Genomic DNA, 17,631 nt, shown 5'->3' on the forward strand with positions numbered 1-17,631 from the left:
TTCAGCCTTTTGCCGCGGATGGTGAATTCCGCGGCGGCTGCCTGACCCACGCCGTCAGTTGTCCTTTCGCGCGCTCTCGGTGGCGCCCGCGGGCGCCTGAGCGGCCGCTTTTTTCGCCTCGTCCATCGCCGCAGGCAGCCTGCGCGCGATATTGACCATGAGTGAGATGTACTGGGCGATCCGCGCCCGGTAGGCGTCGCCATTGGGCTGGCCTTTGGTCAGGATCGACAGCACCGCCCCGAGCTTTTCGGTGTCGATGGCGGCGGTCCCCGGCGACAGCGCCAGGACCGCGGTCATCGCCATGATGGCAATCTGCTGCGCGTCGTTGGCCGCGGCCAGTTGCTGGAGGGAGAGGCCCAGCGCCGTACCCAAGGCCTCCGCCCCCTTTTGGTCTGCGGGATCGGCTGCCTTGCCGGACGCCGCCACTTCGGTCTGATCGGACACGTGAACTCCTAATCCCAAACCTGACGTTTGCCTCACAGCCAGCTGAAGGTCGATTGAAGGGTATGATAGAACGTCGCCGAGTTGAGGCCCAGCGGCTGCACGGTGGTGTTCGGAGGCAGCGCAGTGGCCTCGGCCAGCCAATCCCCCAGGCTCTCGAACGCGTTGGCAACCTTGTTCAGGCCAAGATCGTCCTCCACCTGCGTGGCATAGGTGTTGAGCACGGCCGCGGCGGCCTGCAGGTAGGGATTGCTCAGGATCAGCCGGATCGTGTCACCGCCAAGCGACAGCACGTCGCTGGCGAGGCTGAGCGGATGCCCGGTGAACAGATCCTGGAACGCGGCGCCGACATCCTGCGCGAGGTTCTGCACGGCCGGGAACTGGAAGCCCACCGAATATTGGAACAACGCCTCGCCAAGCGCCGCCCCATCGGCAGCGATCTTCTGGGTGTCGCTGCCGTCGGCGAAAATATTCACCATGTCCGCACCCATCGTATAGACCTGACTCATGTAGGTGAGCGCCGTGGTGTTCAGGAGGTTGGTGACGAGGTTGCAAGTATTGGCGACGAGCTTAAACGCGCCCAGCAGAGGCCCTGAGATATTCGCAATGACCGGATTGGAGTTGAGGACACCCGCAACCGCATCCATGGTCATCAATGCGACCATGCCGTTCGACGCCAGCTGAACCATCGTGAATGTCATGGCCGGGCTGAACTCGACAAGCGTGCCGGAGTCGAGCGTCACCTCGAATTCCCCCGCCTCGCCGGCGCCGCTTCCGGTCAGACCCTTACCATAGCCGAAGCTGATCTTTTCCCACGCGTCTTTGAGCACATCGCCGAAGCCGTTGGCCATGTCCTCGGGATCGACAGTGCTGCCCGTGGTGCCGAAGATTTGGTTGATCAACGCACTCTGCATGGACTGGACATTCTTGCCGAGCCCCAGGGCGTTCAACAGTGGCCCCTGCCCGATCGGAAGTCCGGACACCAGCAGACTTGACAGCAGATCCATGTAGCCTTGCGCGCTGGTCGCGTTGCCGGCGATCTCGCCGCCGATGATGTGCGACAGCGGGAAGTTGGTCCACGCCGCGGTCCAGGCGGTCTGGTACCAGGCCGTCGCTGTGTGAGCAGCCGCGGCCACGTCCGTGATGCTCGCATTGGCGGGCAATATCAAGACAGTCCACATCTGGCTGAGGTGAACAGCGAGATCGGTCTCGACGGAGTAATTGGCCGCATTGCTCTCGACGGCGTTGATGGTCGCAATGCCGGTCAACAACGACTGGATGGTCGTGAGGCCGCCGCTTTCGATCTGGCTCTGCACCGCCAGCGCGGTGTTGTGGATCGAGAGAGCACCGCCGTTGGCGATGTTGTTGGCGACGATGTCGATCCAGGCATACGCCACACTGTGCAGCGTGCTGTTTTCGGTCGACGAGGCATGCACCAGCGCGGCCGTCAATTCGCCGTTCAGCAGCGCCATCGCCTGCGTGTACGGCAGGTATCCGCCGGTGATCGCGCCCACCAGGCCGATTTCGGTGGCGCCGGTACCGATGCGATGGCCCAGCGCCACCAGAATTGCGGCGTTCGCCCCGGTGAGGATGTTGTAGGCGTTCTGAACGGCCTGGAGATCTGCCGGGGTGTAACCGCCCAGCTGCTGCAGAAGCGTCAGGTTCGGCGCCGGGCCGACACCGGCGTTCACCAGCGTCGACAAATGCATCAGCGCCACGTCGACCACATAGGGGAAGGACCCGCTGTAGGCTTCGACGTTGGCGATCGCCGTCGCGGCGGTCATCGTTCCGGCGACGACAGCGGGGGCGTCCGTATAGGCGATGAGATCCTGGTTCAGCAGATCGATCGCGGGAACGAGGGCCTGCTGCAAGGTCATGGGCGCGGTGATGCCGCCGGTAACGCTGGCCGAATAGGGGCCGGTCGCCGGCACGTTCCCTAGATTGAGGACGGGCGTCGGGATGTTCGACCACGCGGCGGTCAAGGCCTGGCTGACGATCTGTTGGGCCATCGTCAGGGAGAGAACGCCCTCCGAGACCAACTGGGCGAGGCCGCTTTCCGCGGCATCGTTGCTGATGCGGTTGTAGATCTCGATCGCGATCGCGTTGGCGGCAGTCGTCAGGCCGGCGCCCTGGCTCTCGATCAGCGCCACGCTCAACAGCACGTCCGCCGGAACGCTGGCGGTCGAATAGGTTTCAAGATCGGTGATCACCTGCGCGGCGGTCTTCTGGCCGCTGGCCAGCGCGACGAACTCACCCGCGGCGTACGTGATGGCCGCCTGGAATTGCGTCGTGCCGAGGACGGCGCCTTCGAGGCTTGCGATTTCGTTGGCGACACCGGTCAGCAGCGTGGCGCTGCCATGCGCGTTCGCCGCAATGCCACCAAGGACCGCGATCGCCTGGCTGGCGGACAACAGATTGCCGATGACGGCGGCATCGAGATCGTTGATCGCCTGCGCGGCGGTGATGCGGCCGCGGGCCACCAGCGTAGCGATTTCGGTGCCGATCAGCGGACTGGTCACGTGAGCGGCGAGGCCCGAGAGCAACCAGATCGCCCGGTCGGCCCCGAGCACGTTGTTGCTGACGTCGGTGTTCACCTGCGTCACGATCTGCGCAACGGTGGCGAGGGGCTGGCCGTGGCTATCCACCCGCGTGAGAAGATCGGCGAACGCCCCGGCGAGCGCGCCACAGGCGGCCATCGACGCCGACGACGCGCCGACAAAGGCGTCGATCTCGCCGATCGCGGCGACACCCGCCAGAGCGGCGATGTAGTTGGCGAGGTTGCTGATCGCGTTGACGCCCGGCTGTCCGGCGATGCCGACGGACTCGATGTCCGATGGCGAGAGATTGGCGATCGTCGCCGCGAGCACATTGACGCCCTGGGCCTGGGTCAGGGCGCCGCTCGTGATCAGCGGCGTGATGTTGAACGTGTAGGACGAAATCTGCTGCTGTTCGACCATCGAGGCGAGCGCGGCGCCCGCCAGCATGGTGTTGGCGGCGCTGCCGGTGGCAATGCCGGATAACAGCAGGCTCATGTACTTCGCCACGTCGGCGTTCAAACGCCAAGAATACGCTTCGAAATTCGAGAAGACGGCCAGAGCCTGGTTCGAGGTCAGCATCGCCTGGATTTGCGAGATGATCTGAGCAGCGCCGAATTGATTGGCCAGCGATCCGACCTCGTTGATGAGAGCAGGCAGAGACGTCGATGGCGCTTGCCAGAGCAGCGCGCCGAGCAGGATGACGGCCTGGGAGCTGGACATCGTATTCGACGTGACGGTAGCCGTGATGTCCACCATCAGCGCAGTTGGCGCGATCAGGGCGCCCGAGCCAATGCCGGCCATCAGGGCGGTCAGTTCGCGGGCCACGGTTGCTTGCACGTGCTGGGACGGATCGTTCTGCGTCCAGACCAGCAACAGCGCCGTGGCGGCCTGTTGGGCCGTGATGACGTTGGCGGCGACGAGAGCGCTGGTGACCTGCGTCGTGACCTCCATGCCGACAAGCATGGCGACGGCCTGATTGGCGCTCATGGCATGGGCATTGACGGCCGACGCGATCGCGGCAGCGGCATTGCTGTCGAGAGTATACAAATTGCCGTTGTTGGCGTTGCCGCTGGTGTAGGCGTTCATCGCAGTGCCGACAGCGAGCGCGAGCGCGATATTGCCGCCTTCGGCAAGCCCGATCAGCATCGTAAGCGCCTGTGCAGGCACGATCGTCCCTGCGAGAACCGCATTGACGATCGTGTTCGCCACGGCATCGGGCGTGGTCTGGTTGGCGTTGAGCAGGACAAGGAATTCGGCCGTGACAGCGCTCTGGGCCGCGGTATCCTGCACCGCAAGCGACATCAACATGCTCACCGCCTGAGCGCCGCTGAGACCGGCGCCGACCGCAGTGCCGATACCGGTGATCGCTTGGGTCACGGTGAGCTGGTTGCTCAAGATCAACGTGGTAATCTCGCTGACCACCGCCGTCTGCACAGTGCCGTTGCCGTCACCCGCAATCGTGAGCAGCGTCGACAGCGCCTGCGTTGCTGTGAGCTGATGGCCCGTGATCAGTGTGGCGATCTCGCTGACGGCCGCCGTCTGCACGGCGGTCGGGCCTTCGCCCGCGACGGTCGCCAACAGCGACAGTGCCTGCGAGAACGTGATCTTGGTTTCGGTCAGCAGCGTGCCGACCTCGCCGATCACTGCGGTCTGCTCGCTGGCATTGCCGCCGGCCGCAACAGCATTGAGCACCGCGAGTGCAGCGCCGGCCGGCAGGACCGAACTGGTGACGGCGTGGTCGATGTCGGTCATCGCCTGCGTGGTGGTGATCTTGCCGGCGGTCACAAGCGCGAGGATTTCGTTGCCCACCGCGGTCGCGGTCGAATTGCCGGTGGCGGCGATGCCCGCCAGCATCGCCATGACCTGGTCGGCGGTCAAGCCATTGCCGATCGCGCCGCCAATCGCCGCCGCCGCTTGCGGCGCGGTGATCTGATTTTGTCCGATCAGCGCGGCGATTTCGGTGCCGGCCGCGGACTGCACAGCCGTTGTACCGATTTCCGCAATGCCGACCAGCAGCGACAACACCTGGCTGGCGTTGGCGGGCGCGGTGGTGGCATTCACCCCGACGCTATCGATCGTGTAGGCGTAAATGTAACCGGGCCCTTGATACTGGGTGGTTGTGACGGAGCCGAACTGCGTCCGATAAATCCAGTACTGGGTCGCCTGATCGACAAAGCCGAGGGTGGGAACGCCCGCAATGGCTGCGACGTCAGCCATGGCAGCAGCCGCGCTCAACGCATTGTTGGCAATCAGGGTGGTGATTCCGCCCAGGAAGACCGACTGGGTCGCAGGCACATAGTTGGCGGGGATATCGTTGCTGAAGAACGTATAGTAGCCCGATTGCAGGATATTGGCGGCGAATTCGGCGCCCGCCGCCAGCATGACCACCGCAGGTCCTGCGCCGAGCGCACCCGACGTGACCGCAGCGGTGATGTCGCCGACCGCTTGCGCGGCCGATATCCAGTTCAGCTGCGTAAATACGAAGATGGCGTCGCCGGCCGCAACCTGGACGGCGGCCCCAGAATGCGACGCGATCACGGTCAGCAGCGCAACCGCCTGATCCGCCGATATGGTCCGAATGTCACTTCCCGTGCGCGCAAACGGGTCGAGACCCGCCTGCCACTGCGAATCGACCGCGCCGAGCATGTCCGACATCACCTGAGCGATGCTGACCTGGTTGCTGGTGATCAGCGACGCGATCTCCGCGCCGCTGGCAACTTGCAGCGCCGCGTTGCCCTGCGCGCCCACGCTGATGAGCAGGTTGATCGCCTGATCCGCGCTAAAGTTCTGTCCGATCGCCGCGCCGATGTCGGAGGCGATCAGCGGGATGACGCTGGGCGTCTCTCCCGCCAGCTTGAGAAGTTCGGTCGTGACCGCCGACTGCAACGACGCATCGCCGGCGAGCAGGCTCAAGAGCGCCGGAATGGCGACGGCGGCCGTGATGCCGTGACTGGTGACCTGCGCATCGATGCCGGCGACGCCCTGCAGGTTCGCGACCTCGGTGGCCACGGCGTTCTGCACGATCGTCGATCCGGCACTCGACAGCGCGCTGAACAGCGCCGTGACCTGGGCATTGGTCAGCGTGCCGGCGGCGAGCGTGTTGCCGATATCGGTCATCGCCTGCGTGGCGGTGATCTGGCCTCCGGAAATCAGTGTGAGAATTTCGCTGACGACGGCGCCTTGCAGCGTTGCGTCGTTCTCGGTCCAGAGCACGGCAAGCATCGAGATGGCCTGATCGGCCGTAATGCCATTGCCGATGGCATTGGCGATGTCGGCCACCGCCTGGCTCGCCGAAATGACCGGATGCACCAGGACCTCGATCTCGTCGGCGACCGCGGTCTGCACCGCCGTGCTGCCGTTCGCCGACATGCCCGACATGACCGCGACGCCCTGGTCCGGCGTGAGCACGCCACCGGCGATGGCCGTGTCGATATCGCTGATCGCCGCCGTGACGGTGATCTGATTGCCGGCGATCAGCGCCGCAATGCCGGCGCCGATGTCGATCTGAATCTGGGTGTCGCCGTCGCTCGCGACCACCGACATCAAGGCAATGACCTGATCGGCCGTCAGCGCGCCCGCCGTAATTGCGGCGCCGAACTGCGCGGCCGTGATGTTGCCGTTGGTGATCAGCGTGACCAGCTCCTGGGCGACAGCGCCCCGGACCGTCGTGCCACCCTGCAGCCACAGGCTCGCCAGCAGCGTCACGTCCTGATTGCCGGTGAGCACGCCGCCCACCATGCCGCCGATATCGCTCGCGGCCTGAGCGGCGCTGAGCCGGCCCTCGGTGACAAGCGCGAGGATTTCGCTGACCGCGGTGGCCGGCACGCCGGTGCCGCCGGCGAGCCAGACGCCGGCCAGCACGGCGATGCCGCGGTCGGCGGTGAGCGCACCCGCTCCGACCGCGCTATCGAGATCCGTCATCGCCCGCGAGGCGGTGATGCGGTTCGCCGCGATCAGTGCCGCAATTTCGGCGCCGACCGCCTGCTGTTGCGCCGCGCTGCCGGCATTAGAGACGGCCGCCAACAGGCCGACAGCCTGATCTGCCGTGAGGGTACCGGCCGCGACGGTGCCGCCGACGTCGGTGAGCGCCTGTGCGATGGTGATCTGGCTGTTCTGGACCAGCGTGAGAATGTTGCTGATGGCGGCGGCTTGCAGCGCCGCCCCGCCTCGTCCGCCAGCGCCAGCCAGCAGCGCGACCGCCTGGTCGATCGTGAGCGACGCACCGATGGTGCCGACGATATCGGTCGCCACAGAGGTGGCCGAAATCCTGTTGGCGCCGACCAGCGCGGCGATTTCGGTGATGACTGCGCCCACCACCGTGGCGTTGCCGGCGGCCGCGAGATTGGCGAGCACGGCAATCGCACGATCGGCCGTCAGCGCATTGGTGGTGATGGCCGTGTTGATATCGGCCGTAGCCTGGGTGGCCGTGATCGTGGCGGCGGCGATCAGCGTCGCCAGCTCGCCCCCTATGACGGCCTGCTCGGCCGCGGTGCCGGAATTCGCCAGCAGGGCGAACACACCGATGGCCTGGTCGCCGGTCAGCGTGCCGGCGGTAATGGCGTTGCCGATATCGGTCATCGCCTGCGCGGCGGTGACCTGATGGCCGGCGATCAAGGCGAGAATTTCCGCCGCGGCGGCGCCCTGCAGGGCCGCATTGCCCTGGGCCGCGATGCTGGCCAGCAGCGCGACCGCCTGATCGGCGGTGAAGCCGGTGCCGATCGCAGTGCCGATGTCGGTGCCGACCTGGGCGGCCGCGATCTGGTTGCCGCTGACCAGCGCCGAGAGCTCGCCGATGGCCGCGGTGCGCACCGCGGCGTTGCCCGCACGGGCTTCGCTGCCGAGCACGACAACGGCCTGATCGACCGTCAGCGCATGGGCGGTGATCGCATTTCCGAGATCGGTGTTGACCTGGCTCGCCGTGAGATTGCTGGCCCCGATGAGGCCAGCGATTTCGCTACCGATCGCGGCCTGCACCACAGCATTGCCGCTTCCGGCAAGGCTCGCCAGCAGCGCCACCGCCTGGTCGCCGGTGAGCGTGCCGGCCGCGATGGTGTTGCCGATGTCAGCCATCGCCTGCGCAGGGGAGATCTGGTTGCCAGTGATGAGCGAGAGAATCTGGGCATCGGCGGCGGATTGCAGCGTCGCATTGCCCTGAACCGACAGGATCGCCAGCAGCGTGACCGCCTGATCGGCGGTGGCACCCGAGCCCATGGCGGCGGTGATGTCCGTCATCACCTGCGCGGCGGTGGTGGCGTTGTTGTGCACCAGGCTCGCAATTTCGCTGGCGACGAGGCTGTTCGAGCCGGTGCCGTTGCCGACGAGGCTCAGCAACAAGGCGACGCCATGATCCGCGGTGATGATCTGATCGCTGATCAGTTCGACGATCCCGGCGGTGGCGTTGGGGCCGAGCCCCGAAATCGTGCCCTGGAGGGCCGTCTGTAGCGAATCCGTATATCCGCCCTGGGCGCTGCCGACATTGGCGCCGAGCTGATAGAACACGACCGCCGCCTGTGCGGGCGTGAGCGCGCCGCTCGTGAGCAACGCGTCGATGTCGGCGACGACTTGCGGGCCCGAAACGTTGAACGGCGTGTAGCCGGCGATCCAGCCCGCCACTGTGGCTTGCAGCGACGCGCTGGCGCTGGGCGCGCCGATCACTCCTGCGAACAGCTCGACCTGCTGGTCGAGATTGTACGTCGAAGGAATGAGGAACGTGTAGTTGCCATTGTACAGATTGGTGAGAACGGCCGAAGATTGCGCGACGATGCCGGCCATGCCGGCGCCGGCGGCGGCTTGCGACACGTAGCCCGAGCTCGCCAGATACGTCATCATGTAGGCGGCCTGGTCGGCCGAGATTAGCCCTGCGTTCAGGCCGTTGACGACATCGGCAACCGCGCTCGCGCCGGTCACCTGGCCGTGGCCGATGATCGCGCCGATTCCGTTGATCACCGCCGCGCCGAAAATCCGCCCGAAGTCGCTCGTGTTCATGCCGAACTGGGCGCCGAGGCCCGCCATAGCGACCAGAGCCGTTACGGCCTGATCGCACGGCTGCGTGACGATGGCGTTGACGGCGATTGGCGGTTCGAGGTTGGCTTGGGCCTGCGTCGTCACAGGAGTCTGATAGACAGTCCAGAGGACCGCTTTTCCGATCTCGGCAGCGACCGCAGAATTCGCTGCCGGCAGCAGCGCGGCGAGAGACGGGAGATCGGGCACGGTGCCACTGAAGAGCTGGTCCCTCAGGGCAGCGTCCAGCGCCGAATTGCCCCCCGCGGCATTGACCAGCAGGGCGTAGGCCTGATCGAGCGTCACACCCTGCGACGTCGCGCTCATGATATCCGCGACGGCTTGAGCGGCCGTGGCCAGACCGGAGTTGACGAAGTTCGCGATGCCGAGTCCGGCCTGATACACCTGCGCCTGCGGCGACGAGGCCACCAGGATCGTCGTCAACGTGATCACTTCGTCCACGCCGAGCAAGCCAGTTGCGACCGCGGTGCCAAGATTGGCGATGATCCGCGCCGCGTTGGTCTGGTTGGCGGCAATCAGGCTGTTGATCTCGGCCACGACCGCGGCCTGCAATGCGGCGGAGCCGGTCGCCGCCACGGCCACCAGGTCGATGACCGCCCGGTCGGCGGTGATGTGGCTGCCGGTGATCAGCGTGGAGATCTCCGCGCTGACGGCGGTCTGCACCGCTGTCGGCGCCGAGGTGGCGAGATTGATCAGCAGCGTGACGGCTTCGTCCGCCGTCAGCACTGACGGCACCGCGGCGCCGATGTCGGCGACGGCCTGCGCGGCGGTGAGCAAATTGCCTGAAATCAGCCTGTTGATTTCGTTCGCCACCGCGCCCTGCACGGTCAGGCCGTTGGCGGCGATGGCAAGCAGTTCGTTCATCGCCTGCGTGACGGTGAGCCCGCCGATCAGGGTGTTGATCTCGGCCACGGCCGCGGTCTGCATCGCGGTCGATCCGGTCGCCGCCAGCGTGGCCAGCACGCTCAGGGCCTGGGTCGCGGTGAGCTGGGACGCCGTCACCGCGTTGTTGATGTCGGTGATGACCTGCGCGGGCGTGACAAGGATTTCAAGCTCGTGCGCCGCCGCCGAGGCGGCGGCCGCATTGGTGCCGATCGCCATGCCGAGCAGGATCGCGACCGCCTGGTCGGACGTGAGGCTCGACGCGGTGACCGCGTTGCCGATGTCGGTCGCTGCACTGGTGGCCGAGAGCGCGCCGGCCGCGATCAGCGCGACGATCGATCCGCCGGCCGCGAACTGCACACTGAGCGTGCCTTGCGCGGCGATGCCCACCAGCAGCGCCACCGCCTGATCGCCGGTCAACGACGCACCGTGCACCGCGGTCGCGATGTCGGTCATTGCCTGCGACGTGGTGATGAGCGAATCCGCGATCATCAGATTGATGTCGCCGATCACCGCCGACTGGACGCTGCTGCTGCCGACACCCGCAAGTTGCGCTAGCACGGCGAATGCCTGATCCGCCGTCGCCATGGTGATGGTCGCGTTTCCGACCAGCAGATTGATCTCGCCGGCCACCGCCGACTGCATGGTGCTGTTCCCGCCGCTCGCGAGCTGCGCCAGCAAAGCGAGCGCCTGAGTGACCGTGATCGACGATGCACCCAGCGCGCCGTTGATATCGGTCATCACCTGCGTGGGCGTCAGGGTCGTCTGCAGCGCCGGGTCGCCGCTCAATGCCATGCCGATCTGGACGTTGAAGGACTGGCTGGCCGTGAGGATCGACGGAACCGCGCCCGTAATGTCGGCTATCGCAGCGTTGCCGGTAAGCGCGCTCGCCGTGACCAACGCGGCAAACTCGCCGCCGACGGCAATTTGCGTCGTCACACTGCCCTGGCTCGCGAGACCGAGCAGGATGTTGGCCGCCTGCGCGCCGCTGAGGACCGTCGACGTGACGGCCGCGCCGATGTCGGTGATCGCGCCGGTCAACGTGATGGTGCTGTTGCCGATCAGTGCGGCAACCGCCCCGCCGACCGAAATCTGGGTCGAGGCGTTGCCTGCAGCAGCGAATGCCGCCAGCACCGCGAGGCCCTGATCTGCGGTGATCGCGCCGGCATAGATCGCGGTGTTGATGTCGTTGAAGGCTGACGCGGGGAATTGGATCTGAGTAAGGCTCAGCATCTCCTGCGCAACGGTGCTGATGTTTGCGCTGTTGCCGTTGATCAGCATGCCGATCAGAACGCCGAACGACGCGTCGGCAGCATTGAGTGCCGCGACAAGCGCGACGGCATTGGACACGCTGACGCTGCCGGCCTGGATCAGCGCGTCGATCTGGCCGCCAACAGCAATCTGGGCCGCGACGCTGATGGATCCGGCACCGACCAGCACCGAAACCGCCTGATCGCCGGTCAATTGATGGAAATTAACCGCGGCCGCGATGTCGGCTGTCAGCTCGGTGAGCGGGAGTCCCTGGGCGGCCGTCAGACTGGCGAAGACACCACCAATGGTGTTGAGGTAGATGGTGCTGTTCGCGCCGCTGGGCACATCGGCCGCGAGCGCCAGCAGCAGCGCCGCCTGCTGCGTGACGTTGAGCGCGGCGTTGTTGTTGACGGCAGGGTTCAGCGCGACAGCGAACGACGCGAACTGGCCGCCATTGACCATGGACCAGATCGTGCTGGCGACGAGCGCAGTGAGCGTCGGATTGTTATACGCGGCAAGCGCCCCGAGCGCCGTCGCCATCTGCGGTTGGGTGATAGGCGTGTTGGGCCACGCAGAACCCAGCTGAACGGCAAGTGCCTGCTGGACCGCGATGGCATTGCTCACGGTCAGCGCGCCGCTCGCAACAGCTCTGACGATATCGGCATTCACCTCGGCGGCAGAGACGTTGATGGGGCCGAAATCCCGCATCATATGCAAGATGCTCGGGACGTTGCTGACCGCGAAGGCGTCCGTCAGGGCATCGACAACGTCCTGATCGAGACTGCTCGCGCTGTAGAACGGTGCGACCAACGACGACAATTGTGCAATGACAGCGTTCTGCAGGCTCACATTGCCGCTCGCCGCGGCGAACATCATCACCGGAATGGCGGGCAGGATGCTGGTCGGCGTGACGGTGTCAGTGGTGCCCATGATGTCGGCGACCGCGTGGCTGGCGGTCACCGTGCCGGCCGCGACCATTGCGGCGATATCAGTGCCGACGGCGGCCAGCACCGTCGCGGACCCGGACTCGGCGAGATATGTCAGCAACGAGATCGTCTGGTCCGGGGTCAGTGCATTGGCGCTGCCCGCGGCGGCGACGTCGGCCACCACCTGTGTGGCGGTGACCTGGTTCGCGGCGATGAGCGCATTGATGGCGGTGAGCGCGAAGACCTGCATCGCCGCCGTGCCACCGGTCAGCAGACCGATCAGCGTCGTGGTCGCCTGGTTGCCGGTGATGTAACCCCCGCTCACCAGCGCGGTGATTTCCGTCGCAGCGGCGCTTTGCACCGCCAATGACGCCGGTGCCGCGAGATCCGCCAGCACATCCACGGCTTGTGTCGCGGTCATAACCGACGACGTCACCGCGTTGCCGATATCGGTCATCACCAGCGCCGTGGTGATCTGGTTGTTCGAGATGAATGTGCCGAGTTCAGCGGCGACCGCCGCCTGCATGCCGGTGACGGCCGCGAGCTCGAGCAGGATGCTGACCGCCTGCGTGACCGTCATTGCCGAGCTGTTGACGGCCGTGGTGATGTATTGGGTCGACTGCCCGGGCACGCCGAGGCCAGCCATGACGACGGCGGCGGCGCTTGCGGTCGCGCTGCTGCCGTTGAGCGCAATGCCGGCGAGGATGTAGAACGCTTCGTTGGTGTTGATGGTACCCGGGGCGAGGCCGCCGACCTGCGCGATGGCGGCGCTGGCGGTCGTGGCGCCTGACTGGATCAGCGCGGCGATGTCCTGGCCCGCGGCGAACTGCGCCGGGATGGAGCTCGCCACATAGGCGAACGCGTTGATCGCTTCCACCGCCGTCAGCTGGCCGTTGCCGACCGCCGTGACGATGTCCGCCAAGGCCGCTGTCGCGGTGATCTGGGACGGGACGAGGAACCCAAGCGCCTGATAGATCCCGGTCGGCCCGAGCGGCGAATTCGGATTGACGTTGCCGGTGATGCCGAGCATCGCCGCCAACAACGTGATGCCTTGCGCGGCGGTGATCGCCCCGTTGCTCACCGCTGTGGTCACGCCATGAGCGGCCTGTGTCATGCTGAACGTCTGGGCGTTCAGCAGAGACACGATGGCGGCCGCCACCGCATTGTCGAGCGTCAAGCTGTTGTTCGACGCAAATCCGGCGAGCACGACCACTGCTGTCGCCGGCGCGATGCTCAGCCCAACGATGTCGTTGATCGCGGCCGTGTTCGTTATCTGCCCGGCCGCGACGAGCGCGCCGATGACGTGCGAGACGAAGGTCATCGCCGCCGAAGACGCCCCGCTCCCCTCACCGCCCGAAGAGGAGAAGACGCCGGTCAGCCCCGCGATCACCTGCACAGCGGTAATGCGGCCGCCGGTGACCAACGCGAGAATCTCCGTCGTTGCCGCGGTCTGCATGCTCGCCGAAGCCATTCCGCAGATATCGGTCAGCAAGGACACGGCCTGGACCGCCGTCAGAACGGAAGCGATCACGGCGTTGTTGACCGCGGTCGTCACTTGCGCGGGCGTCACCGACAACGTTTCGATTTGCTCGGCAACAACCTCCTGCCATGCGGTGTTGCTGGCGAGTTGGACCAACAAGCCAAGCAGCGGCGTTGCGGCGATCCCGGAAGCGGCGACAAAGGTGGCGATCTCGCTGCGTGCCTGGCCAGCCGACGACAACACGCTGGTGAGTTCCGTAGTCACCGCGCTCGCGGTCGCGGCACTGCCACCGACAGCCACGCCGAGCAGGATAGTGGAGGCCTCGTTCCACGCGAGATTGAGGCTCCTGATATCGGCGATGGCGGCGCTCGCAGTGATCGCGCCAGATTGAATCAGCGCGGCGATGGACGTGCCTGCTGCAGCCTGCACGGAGACGGACCCGCCGGCGATCAAGCTGACGAAAGCCGAGATGGCCTGGGCCGGGGTCAACTGACCAGCACCCGCGGCGGTGGCGATGTCCGCCATGACGGCCGACAGCGTGAGCGAACCAGGAACCAGATGACCGAGCGCCGTGATGATCGCGGCCTGATTGGTCGCGTTGGCGCCGACGGCGCCCAGCATCGACGCGAACAGCGCCACCGCCTGGTCGGCGCTGACGGCCTGGGCGCTGACCGCCTGCGTCACGTCGGCGATCGCGGAGGTGATCGACAACGCGCCGCCGCCGACCAGCGACAGAATCGTGCCGGCGACCGCATTGTCGAGCGCGGCGTTATTGCTCGCCGCGAGGCTCGCAAGGAACGCCACAGCGGTATCGGCCGGGAAGGTCGTCGAAATCAGCGCCGCGATGTCGGCGTTGATCTCCGCGCGCACCGACGCATTGCCGCTCGCCGCGACGTTCATCAGCTGCACGATCGCGAGCTCGATCGACGCAACACTGCTCGTGTTGGTCGAGTGGGTGATCGCGGCGACCGCATTGGAGGTGGAAATCGAGGCCGAGCTGATCAGCGCCGCAATCTCGGCGCCGGCCGCGGCCTGCATGGCGGTCGAACCGGAGCTCGACAGCATGTTCAGCAAAGTGACCGCCTGGTCGGCGGTCAGGACATGCGCCGTCACGGCGGCCGCGATGTCGCTGACGGCCTGAATGGCCGTGATCTGGTTCGCGCCCACGAGCGCGTTGATCTCCGCGACCACGAACGCCTGCATCGCCGTGGTGCCGCTGGGGAAGAGCGCCGTCAGCGCGTTGACCGCTTGATTTGCCGTGATGGTCGTGCCCGTCACCAGCGTGGCGATTTCTGCCGTCACGGCGGTTTGCAACGGCGTCGACGCCAGCGCTGCCATATAGGCCAGCAAGGTCACTGCCTGCGCCGCCGTGAGGACGGACGACGTCACGGCGCTGCCGATGTTCGCCATCGCCGTGCTGGTGGAGACCTGATTGCTTGCGATCAGCGCATCGATTTCGCCGGCGACCGCCGACGTCATGTTCGCACCGCTGGCGAGGTGGATCAGCAGGCCCACTCCCTGCGCCGTGGTGATCGTGAAATTGGCAATGGCGGAATCGATGTCGTTGACCAGCTGCGTTGGCGACAGCAGGCTCGCCATTCCCGCGGTAGCGGCACTTGCGGTCGCTGTGTCGCCGCTGGTTGCCAGGCCGAGCAGTATATTGAATGCCTCCGACGACGACAGGTTGAGGCCGGCGATATCGGTCACCGCCGCACTTGCCGTAATCGCGCCCGTCCCGATCATCGTGGCGACGTCGGACCCCAAGGTGAATTGCAGAGGCGTTGAGTTGGCAGCCAAAGACGCCAGCAGGGTAATGGTCTGACCGGCGTTCAGAACATGTGAAGCACCTGCGGCAGCGATGTCGGCGAACGCTTGCACCGTCGTGATCTCGTTCGCCGCGACAAGCGCGCCGATCTCCGTCACAACGAATGACTGCATCGCAGCCCCGCCGCCCGCGACAAGACCGGTCAGCGCCGTGATCACCTGATCGGCGGTCAGATTGCCGGCCGTAACAAGAGACGCAATTTCCGCGGTGACGGCGGTCTGCACGGTCGTGGAAGCCGGCGCCGCGATGTCCGCCAGCAAGGTCACGGCTTCCGTCGCGGTCAGAACCGATGAGGTCACCGCGCTGCCGATGGCAGTCATGACCTGCGACGTGGTCAGTTGGTGGTTCGAGATCAGGGAATCGATTTCACCAGCGACAGCCGCCTGCATCCCGGTCGAACTGGCGAGATCGACCAGGATACCAAGCGCCTGCGTCGGCGTGATCGCGGTTAGGCCAATGGCGGAATTGATGGCGGCGACCGCCTGCGACGGCGAACTTACGCTCGGCATTTCAGCAATTGCGGCGCCCGCGATCGCGGTGTTGCCGCTGCTCGCCATGCCGAGCAGGAAATTGAACGTCTCCGTGGTGGCCCAGTTGGAGCTGACGATGTCGGCAATGGCCGCATTGGTGGTGATATAGCCGGCCTGGATAAAGCCGGCGATGTCGGCACCTGCCGTGATCTGCGCGACCGTGGAGCCGGCAGCAAGGCCGCCAAATGCGGCGATGGCCTGCCCCACTGCCAACCGACCGGAATTCACTTCAGCGACGACGTCGGAAAGACTCCCCGTCTGCGCGCTCGCCGGCGCCAATTGATTGAGTACGGCATCGATCGAGAGCGAGCTACCGACGTTGTTCGCAAGATTGGAGTAGTTCGGCGCGAGGTTCACCAGCGAATTCAGCAGCGCGAAACCCTGATCGCCGCTGAGGGCGTGGCTGTTGATCTGTTGCACCAGATCCGCAACGGCCGTCGTCAGCGTGAGGCCGCCGGCATTCACCAGCGACAGCACGCTATTGGCCACCGCATTGTCGAGAACGGACTCGTTGCCGTTGGCGACGGCGTTCTGCATCGTGGCCAACAACGGCTGGAAACCAGTCAGAGCACCATAATCGCCAGCGATAACCGCATCCATCGTCAGGGTTTTCGCGACCATGATCATATTCATGTCGGCGGTCGAATCGTGGCTGATACCTGAATAGGACTGCGCCACTGCGGCACCGATATCGGCGGCGATGTGGTTGCCCGTAGTCAGGCCGCTCGCCATCAGGCTGTTGTACTCGCTCGCCACGGCGGCGTGCATGGCCGGCGTACCAGCGGCGTCGTTCAGGACATCGATAGTTTGATCGAGGGTCAGCGCGCCGGCCACACCATATGCGTTGACGATGTCGGTTACGGCCTGGGTGGCGCTGAGGTTGCCCGCGGTCACCAGCGCCGCGATTTCCGTTCCGGCCGCGGCCTGAACGCTCGCGGAAACCGGTCCGCTCATACCCGCGAGCATGGTGACCGCCACATGGCCGGTCGACTGCCCCGCGGTAACCGCGCCGGCGACGTCCGATATCGCCTGCGTGGCACTCACCTGCCCCGCGGTGATCAGATGGCCGATCTCGGCACCGACCGCATAGCCATCATTGGTGTGGCCCGAAGTCTGCGTGATCGCGCCGGCAAAGGCAGCAAGCGCTTGGGTGGTGTGAGTCTGATCGTAAGCCGCCACGGCCTCGATCAAATGCATCGCCTGCGTTTCGGTCGTCTGATGATTGACGACGGCCTGCGCGATCTCCTGAGAAGAGACACCGGCAAGCATCGAGTTGGCATCGAGATTGAGGTGCGATGTATCGAAGCCCGCAATCGAATTGAATTGGCCGGGAGGCGGCGTGATATTTCCACCAACGATGCCGTTGAGGTCATCCGCGCTCAGGGGCTGGAATTTGGCGGTCGTGCCGCTCGACGATTTGTCTGTGCGTTTACCCTTCGCCTTCACCGCCACCCTCCCGGTTACCGTCGGCTGAAGCACGTATCGTTGACACCTGTCTCGTGCGCAAGGCAGTTCAGTCCGCATTTGTGGGGCAAAACACATTCGGGCGGCCCGAACCCCAAAAATGAGCAGATGGAGGAGCTTGCATGTGAATGCACGTTCGCAATAACGCCCCGCAATAATCGCGTCCTGCAGAATTCGCGCGGTGTGGATGAATCGTCTGATTCGACATTCTGAAATGCCGAGAAAGCCACTACTTTCACATAGTGGTGGTGTGCGCTATTTTCGGATGCTAGGG

Annotated in this window: 2 protein-coding genes; both read right to left on the reverse strand. The window is 65.5% G+C overall.

From position 1 onward, the window contains the following. Positions 1-54: 54 nt before the first annotated feature. The gene (locus ABID59_RS13355; protein WP_354032591.1) at positions 55-444 is read right to left on the reverse strand and encodes a hypothetical protein; all 390 of its coding nucleotides are present in this window, start codon (positions 442-444) and stop codon (positions 55-57) included. 32 nt (positions 445-476) lie between these two features. Further along, positions 477-17,339, reverse strand: a complete 16,863-nt coding sequence (locus tag ABID59_RS13360; protein WP_354083695.1) for a beta strand repeat-containing protein — start codon at positions 17,337-17,339, stop codon at positions 477-479. Positions 17,340-17,631 lie beyond the last annotated feature (292 nt).

The organism is Bradyrhizobium sp. S3.3.6 (genome assembly GCF_040546905.1).
Taxonomy (GTDB): Bacteria; Pseudomonadota; Alphaproteobacteria; order Rhizobiales; family Xanthobacteraceae; genus Bradyrhizobium; species Bradyrhizobium cytisi.